At 68.0% G+C, this 14758-nt stretch carries 14 protein-coding genes and 1 pseudogene; 11 read left to right on the forward strand and 4 right to left on the reverse strand.

Translation table 11 applies throughout. The features are described from left to right. Nucleotides 1-8 precede the first annotated feature (8 nt). Nucleotides 9-1178 (reverse strand): AI-2E family transporter, encoded by a 1170-nt coding sequence (locus FPZ11_RS15755; RefSeq protein ID WP_146322036.1) that lies wholly within the window; start codon nucleotides 1176-1178, stop codon nucleotides 9-11. 272 nt (nucleotides 1179-1450) lie between these two features. Between FPZ11_RS15755 and FPZ11_RS15760 the strand changes: the two genes are divergently transcribed. The 7 genes and pseudogenes from FPZ11_RS15760 (at nucleotide 1451) to FPZ11_RS15790 (ending at nucleotide 8284) form a co-directional block, all read left to right on the forward strand. Next, nucleotides 1451-3028 (forward strand): amino acid permease, encoded by a 1578-nt coding sequence (locus FPZ11_RS15760; protein WP_146322037.1) that lies wholly within the window; start codon nucleotides 1451-1453, stop codon nucleotides 3026-3028. 73 nt (nucleotides 3029-3101) lie between these two features. Continuing rightward, nucleotides 3102-3239, forward strand: a pseudogene (locus tag FPZ11_RS19975) (FadR/GntR family transcriptional regulator); the annotation flags it as partial. Nucleotides 3240-3295: 56 nt separating this feature from the next. Beyond that, nucleotides 3296-3775, forward strand: a complete 480-nt coding sequence (locus FPZ11_RS15770) for a FadR/GntR family transcriptional regulator (protein ID WP_146322039.1) — start codon at nucleotides 3296-3298, stop codon at nucleotides 3773-3775. A 35-nt stretch (nucleotides 3776-3810) separates the two neighbouring features. Then, complete coding sequence (locus FPZ11_RS15775; protein WP_146322926.1) at nucleotides 3811-5190, forward strand: glutamine synthetase family protein; 1380 nt, start codon at nucleotides 3811-3813, stop codon at nucleotides 5188-5190. 15 nt (nucleotides 5191-5205) lie between these two features. After that, nucleotides 5206-6618 (forward strand): aldehyde dehydrogenase family protein, encoded by a 1413-nt coding sequence (locus FPZ11_RS15780; protein WP_146322927.1) that lies wholly within the window; start codon nucleotides 5206-5208, stop codon nucleotides 6616-6618. A 131-nt stretch (nucleotides 6619-6749) separates the two neighbouring features. After that, complete coding sequence (locus tag FPZ11_RS15785; RefSeq protein ID WP_146322040.1) at nucleotides 6750-7532, forward strand: 3-oxoacyl-ACP reductase; 783 nt, start codon at nucleotides 6750-6752, stop codon at nucleotides 7530-7532. After that, the gene (locus FPZ11_RS15790; RefSeq protein WP_210415895.1) at nucleotides 7529-8284 is read left to right on the forward strand and encodes a gamma-glutamyl-gamma-aminobutyrate hydrolase family protein; all 756 of its coding nucleotides are present in this window, start codon (nucleotides 7529-7531) and stop codon (nucleotides 8282-8284) included. Before FPZ11_RS15785 ends, FPZ11_RS15790 begins: the two co-directional genes overlap by 4 nt. A gap of 67 nt (nucleotides 8285-8351) precedes the next feature. On the opposite strand, the gene FPZ11_RS15795 is transcribed toward FPZ11_RS15790, so the two are convergent. Together FPZ11_RS15795 and FPZ11_RS15800 are read right to left on the reverse strand one after the other, a co-directional pair. Beyond that, entirely contained in the window at nucleotides 8352-9203 is an 852-nt protein-coding gene (locus FPZ11_RS15795; protein WP_146322041.1) for an aldo/keto reductase, read from the reverse strand. A gap of 26 nt (nucleotides 9204-9229) precedes the next feature. Beyond that, nucleotides 9230-9700 (reverse strand): MarR family winged helix-turn-helix transcriptional regulator, encoded by a 471-nt coding sequence (locus tag FPZ11_RS15800; RefSeq protein WP_146322042.1) that lies wholly within the window; start codon nucleotides 9698-9700, stop codon nucleotides 9230-9232. Nucleotides 9701-9814: 114 nt separating this feature from the next. Here FPZ11_RS15800 and FPZ11_RS20135 point away from each other — a divergent pair, with 114 nt between their 5' ends. From FPZ11_RS20135 to FPZ11_RS15810, 3 genes are all read left to right on the forward strand, one after another. Further along, entirely contained in the window at nucleotides 9815-9943 is a 129-nt protein-coding gene (locus FPZ11_RS20135; RefSeq protein WP_302849653.1) for a hypothetical protein, read from the forward strand. Nucleotides 9944-10111: 168 nt separating this feature from the next. Next, on the forward strand, nucleotides 10112-10516 hold the full coding sequence (locus FPZ11_RS15805; RefSeq protein WP_146322043.1) for a carboxymuconolactone decarboxylase family protein: 405 nt from the start codon (nucleotides 10112-10114) through the stop codon (nucleotides 10514-10516). Between the two features lie 453 nt (nucleotides 10517-10969). After that, the gene (locus FPZ11_RS15810; protein ID WP_168203872.1) at nucleotides 10970-11386 is read left to right on the forward strand and encodes an ester cyclase; all 417 of its coding nucleotides are present in this window, start codon (nucleotides 10970-10972) and stop codon (nucleotides 11384-11386) included. A 54-nt stretch (nucleotides 11387-11440) separates the two neighbouring features. Here FPZ11_RS15810 and FPZ11_RS15815 read toward each other — a convergent pair whose 3' ends face one another. Beyond that, the gene (locus tag FPZ11_RS15815; protein ID WP_146322045.1) at nucleotides 11441-12751 is read right to left on the reverse strand and encodes a YibE/F family protein; all 1311 of its coding nucleotides are present in this window, start codon (nucleotides 12749-12751) and stop codon (nucleotides 11441-11443) included. A gap of 95 nt (nucleotides 12752-12846) precedes the next feature. Here FPZ11_RS15815 and FPZ11_RS15820 point away from each other — a divergent pair, with 95 nt between their 5' ends. Continuing rightward, entirely contained in the window at nucleotides 12847-14061 is a 1215-nt protein-coding gene (locus FPZ11_RS15820) for an acetyl-CoA C-acetyltransferase (RefSeq protein ID WP_210415896.1), read from the forward strand. The last annotated feature ends 697 nt before the right edge of the window (nucleotides 14062-14758 follow it).

The following is a 14758-nucleotide window of genomic DNA, read 5'->3' on the forward strand; positions in this document are numbered from 1 at the left end:
GTGGGTGGTCACACCTTCGCGTCTTGGCGTGGGATGAAGATCTGCTTGATGATGAGCAGGATGCTCGCGGTCACCGGAATCGCCACGAGCGCTCCGAGCAGCCCCAGCAGCGTGCCGCCGACGAGCGCCCCGATGATGACGAGCGACCCGGGAACGGAGATCGCCCGGTTCATCACGCGCGGCGTGAGAACGTATGCCTCGATCTGCATATAGACGAGATAGATGATCGCGAACACGAGGGCGGCGAGCGGACTGCTGAACAGCGCGACGATCGTGCCCGCGAACCAGAAGAGCACGGAACCGACCAACGGGATGAGCGTGATGCAGAACGCCGCGACAGCCATCAGCAGCGGGAACGGGAGCCCGAGGAACAGGTAGAGCAGGCCCGCGACGATCGAGTTGAAGAACGCGAGCACGACCATCCCGCCGAGGTAGCCGCCGATTCCGCCCGAGATCTGCTCGATCATCGACGACACCGTGGGGCGGTTGCGAGCGGGCGCGAGCCTGGCGAAGGCGACCTTCATCGAGGGCAGCGACGCCAGGAAGTAGAGGCTGAGCACGAGCACGATGATGAGTCCCGAGATGACCGAGCCGATCGTGACGCCCACCTTCACCACGCCGCCGCCGATGGCGGCGATGTTCGAAGGGTTGCCGAGGAAGTCCTTGATCTGGTCGGTGATCGACGACACCTGGTCGCCGAAGTTGCTCTGCAGCCAGTCGTAGAAGTCGGAGTGCTGGAACTTCGTGATGGTCGCGGGGATGTTCGTGATGAAGCTGGAGATCTGCGTCACCATGGTCGGAATGATCAGCCAGAGCACGCCGACGAGCAGAACGGCGAAGGCCCCGTAGACGATCACGATTCCCCACGGCCGTGCCACCTTGTGCCGCTCGAGGTTGCGCACCACGGGATCGAGCCCGAGCGCGGCGAACAGCGCGAAGCCGATGTAGATGAGAATCGTCGACAGGCTCGAGACGGCCAACCCGATGACGATGGCGGCGAGGCCGCCGAGCGTGATCAGAAAGCCGAGCGCGAACGGCTGGTTGAGGTTCGCCCAGAACGTGCGGGACGGCACCGCTTCGTGGGCCTTCAGGGCGACGGCATCCGCGTCGCTGTGCGCCTGTGCGGCTTCGGGAACATCGCTGGTCGAATCGGGTCCGGGGACCGAGGCGTCCGTCATGGCTCACACCATAGGGGAGCAGGGGGCGGTTGGGCGGATGCCTTCCCGCCCGCGTGCCACACGGCCTCCTGCTCATATCAAAGGTCTAACGTCCGACCATTGACACTCGGGCGGTGATGGGGCCAGAATCGCCGTCAACACGTCGCCGACGACGGGTTCTGGATGCCTTGGCCTCGGTGGCGCGCACCCCGCGCGGCAGCGTCGCCGCGCGCTCGATCCGTTTCACGCTCCATCGACCCGCACCACCGACCCGATTGGCTGTGACACCCGTCATGACAGAAGACACCCTCGCCCAAGGACCGGCAGATCCGGATTCCCCCGCCGCCGTCGACGCGGTCATCGACGACGATGCCGCCGAGCTCGCGAGGCTCGGCTACAAGCAGGAGCTGCATCGTGGAATGAGCGGCTTCTCCAACTTCGCCGTCTCGTTCTCGATCATCTCCATCCTCGCCGGCTGCATCACGTCGTACTCGATCGCCCTCAAGTCGGGTGGTCCGAGCGCCATCAACATCGGCTGGCCGCTCGTCGGCGTCTTCGTGCTGATGGTCGCGCTAGCCATGGCCGAGGTCTGCTCGCGGTACCCGACGGCCGGCGGCCTCTACTTCTGGGCCGGCCGCCTGGCCAAGCGCAACAAGCGCCAGTGGGCCTGGTTCGTCGGATGGTTCAACTTCCTCGGCGAGGTCGCCGTCACCGCGGCCATCGACTACGGCGCCGCCGCCACGATGAACGCCTTCGCCGCATTGGTCTGGGGCATCACCCCCACCGCGCTCAGCACGTTCCTCACCTTCATCGTGCTCATCGTCATCCACGGCCTGCTCAACACGTTCGGCGTGAAGCTCGTCGCGCTGCTGTCGAACGTGTCGGCGTGGTGGCACATCGTCGGCGTGCTCGTCATCGTGGCGGTTCTCTGGATTCTGCCGACGCACCACCAGAGCTTCAGCTGGACCATGACCGCGTGGCACAACGAGACCGGCTTCTCGTTCGCTCCCTTCGTCTTCCTCATGGGTCTGCTCATGGCGCAGTACACGTACACCGGCTACGACGCCTCCGCTCACGTGGCGGAGGAGACGAAGCAGGCGGCGAAGTCGGCACCCAAGGGCATCGTGATGAGCGTCGTGATCTCGATCATCGGCGGATGGATCCTGCTGTACTCGATCACCGCGGCCATTCAGGACGGCTCGAACGCGGGACTGACCAAGCTCGCGGCATCCAGCACCGGCCTTCCGCCCGCGCAGATCTTCCTCGACGCGCTGAACAACCCCACGATGGCGAAGTTCTTGCTCTTCATCGTGTGCGGCGCGCAGTTCTTCTGCGGCATGGCCTCCGTCACCGCGAACTCGCGCATGAGCTACGCGTTCTCACGCGACAACGCCATTCCCGGGTCGCGCTGGTGGTCGAAGGTGAACACACGCACCGGCACCCCGACCAACTCGGTGTGGCTGTGCGTGGTGCTGTCGATCCTGCTGACCACGCCCGCGCTGTTCAACAACACGGCCTACCTGGCTGTCACCTCGGTCGCGGTCATCGGCCTGTACATCGCCTACGTCACACCGGTGCTGCTGCGCAGGCTGCAGGGCAAGGCGTTCGAGCCGGGGCCGTGGCACCTCGGAAAGTGGAGCCCGATCATCGGCTGGATCGCCGTGGTCTGGGTGATCTTCATCTGCATCCTGTTCGTGCTGCCGCCGGCCACGCCGATCACGGTGGACACGTTCAACTACTCGCCGATCGCGGTCGTCGTCGTGGCGATCATCGCGATCGCACTCTGGTATGCGCGAGGGCGCAAGCACTTCATGACCCGCGAGGAGGCCGAGCATCTGACGAAGCCGGCCGACGCGCTGCTCGAGGAGTGAGTCGGCGCATACCGTTACGACCATGACAGACCTCCCTCTCGTCGACGCAGTGCTGCAGCCCGTGCGCGACCACATGGCCTTCGAGTCGTGTGTCGAGCAGCTGGGCTCGGCCATCCAGCTCGGTGTGTTCCGCCCAGGCGACAAGCTGCCGACGGAACGCGAGCTCTCGACGCGGCTGAACGTTTCCCGTTCCACAGTGCGGGAAGCGATCAGTGCGCTGCGAGCGGCCGGCATGGTGACCACGACGAGAGGGCGGGGTGGGGGTCCGTGGTCGGGCCCGCGGGGGCGGCCCGGCCACGGACGGATGCCACGGCATCCGCCATCCCGTCGCACGAGGAGCTCGACGACCTCGTCGTCTTCCGCAAGGTCGTCGAGCCGGGGGCGTGCCAGGCGGCGGCATCCCGGGTCGTGACCGTCGAGCAGCGTCGGCTGCTCGATGACGCGCTCGCCGACTTCGAGAACGCCCGTGAGCCGGAGCTCTATCGACAGGCGGATGCCCGACTGCATCTGGCCATCGCGTCGGTCGCCGGCTCCGCCGAGCTCAGCAAGGCGGTGGGCTGGGTGCAGACCAGGGTGCACCAGTACCTCGCCGAGATCCCGTTTCTCGCCGCCAACATCGTCAGCTCCGACGAGCAGCACGCGCGCATCGTGCGCGCGATCGTCGAAGGCGACGCCGAGACCGCCAGAACCACCATGGAGAAACACTGCGACGCCACGGCGGCGCTGCTGAAAGGACTTCACCCGTGACCACCGTCAGCACGAGCACGAGCCGCGCGGAAGGGATGCCCGCGGCCGGGCATCCTCGCAACGAGCGGATGCTCACCCTCGACACCCTGCGCGAGCAGATCGAGCTGGGCGAGATCGACACCGTCATCCTCGGTTTCACCGACATGCAGGGCAGGCTGCAGGGCAAGCTCCTGCATGCCAGGTTCTTTCTCGACACGGTCGTCGAGCACGGCACAGAGGGATGCAACTACCTGCTCGCCGTCGACGTCGACATGAACACGGTCGACGGCTACGCCATCTCGTCGTGGGAGAAGGGCTACGGCGACATGGAGTTCGTGCCCGACTGGAACACCATCAGGCGACTCCCGCACCAGGAGAAGACGGCGCTCGTGCAGTGCGACCTGGCGTGGACCGACGGCGAGGACGCCACGGTGTCGCCCCGCTCCATCCTCAAGCGTCAGGCGGAGCGCGCCGCCGCGCACGGCTGGAACGCGTTCACCGGCACGGAGCTCGAGTTCGTCGTCTACGACAACAGCTACGAGGATGCCTTCGACCGCGCCTACCGCGGGCTGACGCCCGCCAACCAGTACAACGTGGACTACTCACTGCTGGGCTCGAGCCGGGTGGAACCGCTGCTGCGGAGCATCCGCAACGCCATGTACGAGGCGGGCCTCAACCCCGAGTCGGCCAAGGGCGAGTGCAACTTCGGCCAGCACGAGATCGCCTTTCTCTACGACGACGTCGTGACGACGGCCGACAACCACTCCGTGTACAAGCTGTCGGCCAAGCAGATCGCGGCGCAGACGGGCAAGTCGATCACGTTCATGGCGAAGCCCAACGAGCGCGAGGGCAACTCGTGTCACATCCACATGTCGTTGCGCGGCGAGAACGGCGAGCTCGTGTTCTGGGATGCCGCCACCGGCTCCCGCACGCCGCTCTACGACCATTTCATCGCGGGCATCCTCGCCACCATGCGCGACTTCACGCTCTTCTACGCGCCCAACATCAACTCGTACAAGCGGTTCGCCGAGGGGTCGTTCGCGCCCACCGCGATCGCCTGGGGCATCGACAACCGCACGTGCTCGTTGCGGCTGGTCGGCCACGGAGCGGGCGCCCGCGTGGAGAACCGCCTGCCGGGCGGCGACGTCAACCCGTACCTCGCGCTGGCGGCGATGCTCGCCGGCGGCCTGTACGGCATCGAGCACGAGCTGCCGCTGCAGCCCGAGACCGCAGGCAATGCCTACACCGCTGGGGCGCCGCGCGTGCCCAGCACGTTGCGTGAGGCGCGCGAGGCGCTCGCCGCCTCGGCGATCGCCCGCGAGGTGTTCGGCGACGACGTGGTCGACCACTATCTCAACTACGCCGACGTGGAACTCGCGGCCTTCGACGCCGCGGTCACCGACTGGGAGCTGCGCCGCGGCTTCGAGAGGCTCTGAGCCGTGGCCGACACGATGCTGCACCTGCCGCCGGCATCCGGGGTTCCCGCCTCGCGGTACTCGGGCGGCGGCACCACCACACTGCGCGACCCGTCGACGGGCGAGGCGTTCCACGATCTCCCGCTCGCGGGCCTGACGGAGACGGATGCCGCCATCGAGCGCGCCCACGCAGCCTTCGCCTCCTGGCGCGAGGTCGCCCCGGGCGAGAGGGCACGTCTGCTCCGCTCCTTCGCGGCGCAGGTCGACGCCCACCTCGACGAGCTCGCGGCGCTGGAGGTGCTCAACTCGGGCCACACCGTCGGCAACGCCCTCTGGGAGGCGGGCAACGTTCGCGACGTGCTCAACTACTACTCCGCGGCGCCCGAGCGGCACTTCGGCAGGCAGATCCCGGTGGCGGGCGGACTCGATGTGACGTTCCACGAGCCGCTCGGCGTCGTCGGCGTCATCGTGCCGTGGAACTTTCCCATGCCGATCGCCGGGTGGGGATTCGCGCCGGCGCTCGCGGCCGGCAACACGGTCGTGCTCAAGCCGGCGGAGCTCACGCCGCTGACCGCGATGCGCATCGCCGAGCTCGCGCTCGAGGCGGGAATCCCCGAGGGCGTGTTCACCGTGCTGCCGGGCCGCGGCTCGGTGGTGGGTGAGCGTTTCGTGACGCATCCTCTGGTGCGCAAGGTGTGCTTCACCGGTTCGACCGAGGTGGGCAAGGGCATCATGCGCGGCTGCGCGGCCCAGGTGAAGCGGGTCACGCTCGAGCTCGGCGGCAAGAGCGCGAACATCGTGTTCGCCGACGCAGACCTCGACGCTGCGGCGGCTGCGGCGCCCGCCGGGGTGTTCGACAACGCGGGGCAGGACTGCTGCGCGCGCTCGCGCATCCTCGTCGAGCGCAGCGCGTATGACCGGTTCATGGAGCTGCTCGAGCCCGCCGTGCGCGACTTCCGCGTGATCGACCCTGCGCTGTCCGACGCGCAGATGGGGCCGCTCATCTCCGCCGGCCAGCAGGCGCGCGTGCAGTCGTATGTGGATGTCGCCGACGTCGCGTTCGCCGGGTCGGCACCTGCGACGAGCGGGGGATTCTGGTGCCCGCCGACCGTTGTGGTGCCGCGCGGGCCATCCGACCCGGTCTGGCGCGAGGAGATCTTCGGCCCGGTCGTGGCCGTCGTGCCGTTCGACGACGAGGCTGATGCCATCGCCAAGGCCAACGACAGCGACTTCGGCCTCAGCGGGTCCATCTTCACCCGCGACGTCGGCCGCGCGCTCCGCGTCGCCCGCGGCGTGGACAGCGGCAACCTGTCGGTCAACTCGCACTCGTCGGTGCGCTACTGGACGCCGTTCGGCGGCTTCAAGCAGTCCGGCCTCGGCCGCGAGCTCGGGCCGGACGCCCCCGACGCCTTCAGCGAGGTGAAGAACGTGTTCATCGCCGCCGACTGACCCCGTGCCTCTGTCACGGGACAGGACATGCGGTCAGGCGACGACATATCCGTCGCCGCTCTCCGCATGTCCTGTTCCGTGACGGAAAGCCGATCCGACCTTCGACAACACAGCAGCAAAGGAAGACCCACATGACAGGCAAACTCGACGGCAAGGTCGGCGTGATCACGGGCGGATGCTCCGGCATCGGCCTTGCCACGGCCCGCAAGTTCCACGCGGAGGGCGCCATCGTCGTCATCGGCGACGTCGATACCGTGAACGGTCCGCGCATCGCCGAGGAGCTCGGCGGCTCGTTCGTGCGCGTCGATGTGACGAATGCCGACGATGTGAACGCGCTGTTCGCGCACGCCAAGGAGACCTACGGCCACGTCGACATCGCGTTCAACAACGCGGGCATCTCGCCTGCCGACGACGACTCCATCCTCAAGACCGGCATCGAGGCGTGGGATCGCGTGCAGAAGGTCAACCTCACGAGCGTGTACCTGTGCTGCAAGGCGGTGCTGCCCTACATGCTCGAGCAGGGCGGCGGATCCATCATCAACACGGCATCCTTCGTGGCCGTGATGGGGGCCGCGACCTCGCAGATCAGCTACACGGCGTCGAAGGGCGGCGTGCTCGCCATGACGCGCGAGCTCGGCGTGCAGTTCGCGGGCAAGGGCATCCGGGTGAACGCGCTCTGCCCAGGGCCGGTGAACACCCCGCTGCTGCAGGAGCTCTTCGCGAAAGACCCCGAGCGTGCGGCCCGCCGCCTGGTGCACATCCCGATGGGGCGCTTCGCCGAGCCGGAGGAGATCGCCAACGCCGTGTCGTTCCTCGCCAGCGATGAGTCGAGCTTCATCACGGCGAGCGAGTTCCTGGTCGACGGCGGCCTGAGCCACGCGTACGTCACCCCGCTGGAGAGCGACTTCGCATGAGCACCGACGCCGTAGCAGAGGGTCGGAGGATGCCCGTCATCGGCATCACCACCTACCACCCGTCGGCCTCGTGGGGCACGTGGAGCGGGGTGGAGTCCGACCTGCTGCCGGCGGCCTACGCGCAGTCCGTGACCGCGGTCGGAGGTGTTGCGCTGCTGATCCCGCCCGTTGAGACGGCCGATGCCGCGCGCGCTGCCGTCGGTGCGCTCGACGGCCTGATCATCGCCGGTGGCGAGGACGTGAATCCCGCGCGCTACGGCGAAGAACCCGACCCGCACGTGCGCTCGTGGAGCGACGCGCGCGATGCGAGCGAGCTGCTGCTGCTCGACGCGGCGGATGCGATCGCCCTCCCGGTGCTCGGCATCTGCCGCGGCATGCAGGTGATGGCGGTGCACTCTGGAGGCACGCTCGTGCAGCACCTGCCCGACGTCGTCGGCCACGCTCGGCACGCGGGTTCCGACAATGTCTTCGCCGACACCGCTGTGGCGGTGGATGCGGGCTGCCGCCTCTCCGCCCTCCTGCCGAGCGAGCTCACCGTGGCGAGCCACCACCACCAGGCCGTCGCGCGGCATCCGGGATTCACGGCGACGGCGCGTGACGACGACGGGGTGCTCCAGGCGATGGAGGCCTCGGGCGACCGGTTCGCGGTGGCCGTGCAGTGGCATCCCGAGCAGAAGCCCGACGAGGGCCTCTTCGCCGGCCTCGTCGAGGCGGCGCGGGAGTACCGGTCGGCGGCTACGCCCGCAGGCTGATCCCCGCAGGCCTCGAAGCTCGCGGCGCAGCCACGCGCGTCTCGACCCGCGGGAGGGAGCGGCTCCGTCAGCCCAGCCGCTCGAGCTCCTCCGGGGTCAAGTCGATGTCGACGGCCGTGACCGAGTCGAGCACGCTCTCCGGTCGCGATGCGCCGGGGATCGGGATGACGCCTCGCCCCTTCGCGAGTTCCCACGCGAGTGTGACGACCTGCGGGCTCACACCGCGGGCATCCGCCACGTCTTGGAACGCCTCGAAGCCCTCACCCGCGCCGTTGCGGCCGATGCCGCCGAGCGGGCTCCACGGCAGGAACGCGATGCCGAGCTCCGTGCAGTACTCGAGTTCCGGCTCGCTGGAGCGGAACCGCGGCGAGTACTGGTTCTGCACGGAGACGAGCCGCCCGCCGAGCACGTCTTGCGCGATGTCGATCTGGTCGACGCTGGCGTTGGAGATGCCGGCCATCTCGATGACGCCATCGTCGAGCAGGTCGCGCAGCGCAGTGACCGAATCCCGATACGGCACGGCGGGGTCCGGCCGGTGGAACTGGTACAGCCCGATGCGCTCGACGCCGAGCCTGCGCCGCGACTCCTCTGCCGCGCCGCGGATGTAGTCGGGATTGCCGTTCACGATCCAGGTGCCGTCGCCCGGCCGGATGTGCCCGCCCTTCGTCGCCACGAGCACATTCGACGTGTCGCCGTCGTACTCGCGCAGAGCCCTGGCGATCAGGGCCTCGTTGTGCCCGACCTCGTCGGCGTGGATGTGGTACGCGTTCGCCGTGTCGATGAGCGTGACACCGGCATCCAGTGCCGCATGGATGGCCGCGATCGAGCGCTTCTCGTCGGGGCGTCCCTCGATCGACATCGGCATGCCGCCGAGCCCGATCGCGCTGACGGTGCGGTTGCCGATGGTGCGTTGCTGCATGATGGATGCCTTTCTCGCGATGGTGCTCAGCGCGCGTGCGCCGACGGCTCAGGGCGCTCCTGCTCGACGGAGAGTCGCAGCTTGTCGCAGAGCGCCTGCAGCTGGGCGAGCTCCTCCGCGCTGAGCGCGTTGCCCACGTGGTCGATGATCGATCGTCCGTGCTGCACGGCGCAGCGGCGGTAGAGCTCGTAGCCCTCGTCGGTGAGGCGCACGAGGGAGCCGCGCGCGTCATCCGGTTCAGGGCACTTCGACACGAGACCGCGCTCGACCAGCCGGTCGACCAGACGGCTCACGCTCGGCTGGGTGAGCAGCACCTGCGTGCGCAGGTCGCGCATGCGGATGCTGCGTCCCTCCTGCTTCGAGATGGTGAAGAGCACGTCGTATTCGGTGAGGCTGATCTCCGCGTCACGCGGAAACTCGTTGCTCAGGGTGCGCATCACCGTCACCTGAGCGCGGAACAGCGACTCCCATGCGCTGATCGCGGACTTCGTGGCCATCCGTGCGCCCCTTCCACCTGCAGCGAGCACGTCGTTACAGCGTACGGGGGTGTGCACGGTTCGGGCGTGCCGGCGAGGGGCCGGGATGCCCGTGCGCGGGTTACCCTGGCGGGTATGGAAGACCGTCATCCTACGTATCCCGCTCGAGTCGGAGCGTCTGGCGCCGTGATGTGGACCGCCGTCGTGCTCGCGGTCGCCGGCGTCGTCGGGTTCGTCATCACTGTGGCGGTGACGGGGGTCTGACGCCGCTTCGGCGTTCGTGATCGACGCCTCGGCATCACGGTCGATGGTGCACGGAGTTCTCTTGCTGCACCAGCTTGACTTAGAGTGCACTCTAACTTCTACCCTTCTGTCTCGGGCCGCCGTGCCCCACGTGAGAATCCAGACACATCTCGACAGAAGGAATGGACGATGACTCAGACGACCGAACGAGAGCAGCGGTTCGAGCAGGGCAAGGCGGTGCTCGACGCGATCGACGGCGTCGGCGGCGCGAACGTCGTCGATGCGCTCGCCGACGTCTCGCCCGAGCTGGCCCACCAGGTCGTGGCCTGGGGGTTCGGTGACATCTATTCGCGGCCCGAACTGGAGCCCCGCGATCGCCAGCTCGTCACCCTCGGCATGCTGTCCGCGCTCGGCGGATGCGAGCCGCAGCTCGAGGTGCACATCAACGCCGCGCTGAACGTCGGGCTCACCCCGAAGCAGATCGTCGAGGCGCTTCTGCAGTCGGCGGTCTACTGCGGTTTTCCTCGCGCGCTGAATGCGACGTTCGCCGCGAAGAAGGTCTTCGCCGAGCGCGGGTTGCTTCCGATCGTCTAGCAGGCCGATCGGCGCGGTGTCGCGCTTCGGCGTGAGCCTCACCGCTGCGCCGAACCCGCCTTCGGACAGACCGAGGGCCGGTCGTAGAGGCTTACGACCGGCCCTCTCCCTTGCACCAAGAGTGTCCTGCAATCACATTCCACACCGACCGCCACAGCAAACGTTCGGTGCTCTTGAACTCTATAACGAACAGGTAACGGGGCGCTAGTTACCGGAACGTTATTTTCTTGTGGATTTGCGATGAGTCGTTGCTCCCGGCGGTTCGACGCTTCGACGCGGACCGGCAGACTCTCCGCGTCGGTCCCGCGCTCGTGCTGTCTGAACTCGTCTCTTGACTTCAGGTCGACCTGAAGAACTAGCGTGCCAGGCAGGTCGCGAGTGCGGTCTGGTTCACGCGGGCGAGACCCGATGCGCGCGGCCTCGCCGACCCGTGACCATCGAAAGGGGCGACGAATGGATGTGACGCAGCTGCAACAACGCGTCCACGAGGCATGGATGCGGCAGCGCTGGGACGATTGGCGCCGCACCTGCGCTGACGAATACCGCTTCGACCTCACGCCGACGATCCGACTCGATCTCGAGCAGACGCTGGCGTGGAGCCGAGCGTGGTTCACCGCGTTCCCCGACTACCGCGAAGAGGTGAAGGCGGTCTACACGTCCGATGCAGGAGTGGCCTACGAGCTCATCGGCGCCGGAACGTCTTCAGCCGACGTGCGCCTCTTCGGCCGCACCGTCATTCCGCATGTGCCCGGCCGCAGCGTCGAGGTGCGATACGCGAAGGTTCTCGTGGTGAACGACGCCGGCAAGGTCATCAGAGACCGGCAGTACCTGGACGCCACCGCTCTGAGAGGCGGGCTCGAAACCCGCTAGCGCCGATCCGCCGGGTCGCTGGCATCCGCTGTGTGCGTCGACGAGCGAATCGCCTCATGCCGCTGCGGGCGCTGGTCTGCGCTGCGTGCCATGCACCGGCAGCAACAGGATCGCGAGCCCGGTGGTGACGGGCATCGCGAGGATGAGCCCGATGCTGCTGCAGAGCGTGCGCACCACCTCGGTGGAGATGTCGTCGTAGCTGAGCAGGTCGAACACCGAGCGTTTGTAGAGGTAGATTGTGACGAGCACAGCCAGCGCGGTGCCGACGTAGGCGAAGACGATCGTGTAGATGGTGGATGCGATGTGGTCGCGTCCGATGCGCATGGCCGACGCGAACAGCTGCCCGCGTGACATCGACGGCGCCGCGATGCGCAGCTCCCAGACCGCGGACGCCTGAGTCACGGTGATGTCGTTGAGTGCACCGAGGCCGGCGATGATGATCGCGCAGGTGAGAAGACCGCGGAAGTCGATCGCCGAGGTCACGGTAGAGATGGTGCTCGTCGTGTCGTCGGGCACCCCGGTGAGATGGGTCGTCGCGACCATCAGCTGGGCGATTCCGGCCGTGAGAGCGACTCCGACGAGCGTGCCCAGCAACGCCACGCTCGAGCGGATCGAGACGCCGTGCGCCAGATAGATCACGACGAACATGATCGCCGCCGCGGTGCAGACCCCGACGGCGAGGCCGGGCGAGCCCGAGATGAGCGAGGGCAGCGTGAAGAACGCGATCGTCGCCCCGGCGAACCCCAGAGCGACGAGCGCGAGGGCGCCGCGGAGCGCGCCCACTGCGATCACCGCTACCGCGAAGGCGATCACCCACCACAGGATCGGCTGATTGCGCACCACGCCGTAGACCTGGAACGACGATCCCTTTCCCGACGCGATCTGACCGTTCTGGGCATCCGACTGAACTGCGGCCCCCTTCGGGGTGGGCGTCTGCATGAGCTTGACCTGATCGCCGACCGCCAGCCCGGCCTTCGAATAGGGCCACAGCACCGGCAACACGATCGAGGTGCCCGCTGCGTCGCCCGAGTCGACCCGTACCTTGGCGAGCTGGCAGGCGCGCGAGTCGCCCGGCCCGGAGAGGTGCTCGGCGGTCCCCGAGGAGAAATATCCGGGACAGCTGTTCTGGATGATCTCGATCGTTCCCACCGGGAACGTCACGTTGTGCGCCACCTTGGGCGCGCCCGCCTCCGCGTGCTCGACCCTGGCGTGGCTGGGCCACAGGGCGACCAGCCCCGCGATCGTCGCGACCGCCAGCACGGCGAGGATCACGAGAAGCACTCGCCGGGGGCCATCGGCGGTCGTCACACCGCCGCCGGAGCCCCATCCGAAGTGCGAGTGGGCGGAGTGGGAGGAATGCGACACCACAGCAGCGTAGAGGTGTCAGGTGAGGTGCCCGCACATCGGCCGACGACACAGAATGGAGGGCGTCACGTCTGCCGCGAACGAAGGAGTTCTGGATGCCCGAACTGCGCGATGCCGTCATCTGCAGCCCCCTGCGCACGCCGGTCGGCCGTATGGGCGGGGCATTGGCGTCCGTGGACGCGCTCGACCTGCTGACCACCGTCGTGCGCGCGGTCGTCGAGCGCTCCGGCATCGACCCGACCGCGGTGGACGAGCTGATCGCCGCTCAGTGCTACCCCACGATGGAGGCGCCCGCGATCGGCCGGGTCGCCGCGCTCGACGCGGGTCTGCCGATCACCGTGACCGGCTATCAGCTCGACCGGCGCTGCGGCTCGGGACTGCAGGCCGTGCTCGATGCGGCGATGCAGGTGCAGACGGGGGTGAGCGATGTGGTCGTCGCGGCGGGCGTCGAGTCGATGAGCAACGCTCCGGTGTATTCGGAGAGTGCGCGACGCGGGGTGCCGGCGGCGGGCATCCTGCTGCACGACGCACTCGCACGCGGTCGCGAGACGGCGGGCGGGCGACTGTACCCGACACCGGACGGCAATGTGGGAACGGCCGAGACATTGCGTCGTGAGTACGGCATCGGTCGTCGCGAGCAAGACGAGCTCGCGCTGCGATCGCACCGGCGCGCGGTGGCCGCCCAGGATGCCGGCGCCTTCGCTGCCGAGTTGGTGCCGGTCACCGTCGCATCGCGACGCGGCGACGTGGTGGTCGACGCCGACGAGGGTCCTCGTCGTGACACCTCGCCGGAAGCTCTCGCTGCGCTGCGCCCGGTGCTCGCGCGCTCCGACGCGGAAGCCACCGTCACGGCAGGCAACGCGAGCGGTCAGAACGACGCGGCGGCGGCCTGCATCGTGACCACGGCATGGCGTGCTGCGGAACTCGGCCTGCAGCCGGCGCTGCGGCTGCGATCGTGGGCGCTCGCGGGGGTGGACCCGCGACGCTTCGGCGTCGGCCCCGTCGAAGCCGTGCGTCGGGCGCTCGATCGCGCCGGTGCGAACCTCGACGATCTCGACGTGATCGAGCTCAACGAGGCGTTCGCCGTGCAGGTGCTGGCCTGCGCCCGCGACTGGGGGCTCGACCCGGACGATCCGCGGCTCAACCCGCGCGGCAGCGGCATCTCGATCGGGCATCCGCTGGGCGCGACGGGGGTGAGGATGCTCGCCACGCTCGCGCACGAACTGCCTGCGATGGGCGGGCGGCTGGCCGTCGAGACCATGTGCATCGGGGGAGGGCAGGGCATCGCCGCGGTGTTCGAGGCGGTGTGAGCGAGGTGATCTCCGCCTGGCGTGTGCTGCCTGCATCGTTTCGGCGATCGAGCAGAGGCTGCCCTAGCGGCGCGGTTGTCGCTGACGATGGGCGATGGACTTGACCCATCGTATTCGCCGTCGCGAGCTCGGGGCGGTGATGTGAAGTCCATCCGGGCTCATAGCGTCATCGTCTGGTCTGGACAGCGGTTCCCTTCGTGCTACCCTGCATCTGCCGAAACGTTTCGGTACTGGTTGATTCTCGAAGAGGAGACATGGACGAGGTGCAAACCGCAAGGTTCAGTTCAAGTGTCGGCCGCCGATCTCGCGATCTTGTCGCGGCTTCGATGCGGCGGCTCGCCATCGTCGGAGCCGTCGTCGTTCTCGGCGCGGCATCGATGGCCTCGGCGTCTCCGGCACTGGCTTCGACGGCCGCCGTCGGCGCGGCGCAGGGAGGCGGATCGATCGACTCTCAGCAGGTGACTCAGAGCGGTGCTGACCAGCAGCGCTGGCTCTCGCTCCCGAGCTCGCGGATCGTTCTCAACCCGACGCACACATCCGATTCCGGCTCGCATCCAGACAGCGGTCCCACGGTGCCGATGGGCTACGGCTACTACGTGGACGGTGGCGTGGACTCTGCAGATAACCTGCTCGGCCTGTATCGGAATTCCGGAGGCGCTGGCACTGATCCGACACCCACGAGCGTGTTCATCAAGCG

Origin of the sequence: Humibacter ginsenosidimutans (assembly GCF_007859675.1) — a bacterium.
Lineage (GTDB): Bacteria > Actinomycetota > Actinomycetes > Actinomycetales > Microbacteriaceae > Humibacter > Humibacter ginsenosidimutans.

What these genes read in the sequence shown, in the direction of transcription:
- FPZ11_RS15755 (WP_146322036.1), bottom strand. Translation starts at nt 1,178, where the DNA reads ATGACGGACGCCTCGGTCCCCGGACCCGATTCGACCAGCGATGTTCCC.
- FPZ11_RS15760 (WP_146322037.1), top strand. Translation starts at nt 1,451, where the DNA reads ATGACAGAAGACACCCTCGCCCAAGGACCGGCAGATCCGGATTCCCCC.
- FPZ11_RS15775 (WP_146322926.1), top strand. Translation starts at nt 3,811, where the DNA reads ATGCCCGCGGCCGGGCATCCTCGCAACGAGCGGATGCTCACCCTCGAC.
- FPZ11_RS15780 (WP_146322927.1), top strand. Translation starts at nt 5,206, where the DNA reads ATGCTGCACCTGCCGCCGGCATCCGGGGTTCCCGCCTCGCGGTACTCG.
- FPZ11_RS15785 (WP_146322040.1), top strand. Translation starts at nt 6,750, where the DNA reads ATGACAGGCAAACTCGACGGCAAGGTCGGCGTGATCACGGGCGGATGC.
- FPZ11_RS15790 (WP_210415895.1), top strand. Translation starts at nt 7,529, where the DNA reads ATGAGCACCGACGCCGTAGCAGAGGGTCGGAGGATGCCCGTCATCGGC.
- FPZ11_RS15795 (WP_146322041.1), bottom strand. Translation starts at nt 9,203, where the DNA reads ATGCAGCAACGCACCATCGGCAACCGCACCGTCAGCGCGATCGGGCTC.
- FPZ11_RS15800 (WP_146322042.1), bottom strand. Translation starts at nt 9,700, where the DNA reads ATGGCCACGAAGTCCGCGATCAGCGCATGGGAGTCGCTGTTCCGCGCT.
- FPZ11_RS20135 (WP_302849653.1), top strand. Translation starts at nt 9,815, where the DNA reads ATGGAAGACCGTCATCCTACGTATCCCGCTCGAGTCGGAGCGTCTGGC.
- FPZ11_RS15805 (WP_146322043.1), top strand. Translation starts at nt 10,112, where the DNA reads ATGACTCAGACGACCGAACGAGAGCAGCGGTTCGAGCAGGGCAAGGCG.
- FPZ11_RS15810 (WP_168203872.1), top strand. Translation starts at nt 10,970, where the DNA reads ATGGATGTGACGCAGCTGCAACAACGCGTCCACGAGGCATGGATGCGG.
- FPZ11_RS15820 (WP_210415896.1), top strand. Translation starts at nt 12,847, where the DNA reads ATGCCCGAACTGCGCGATGCCGTCATCTGCAGCCCCCTGCGCACGCCG.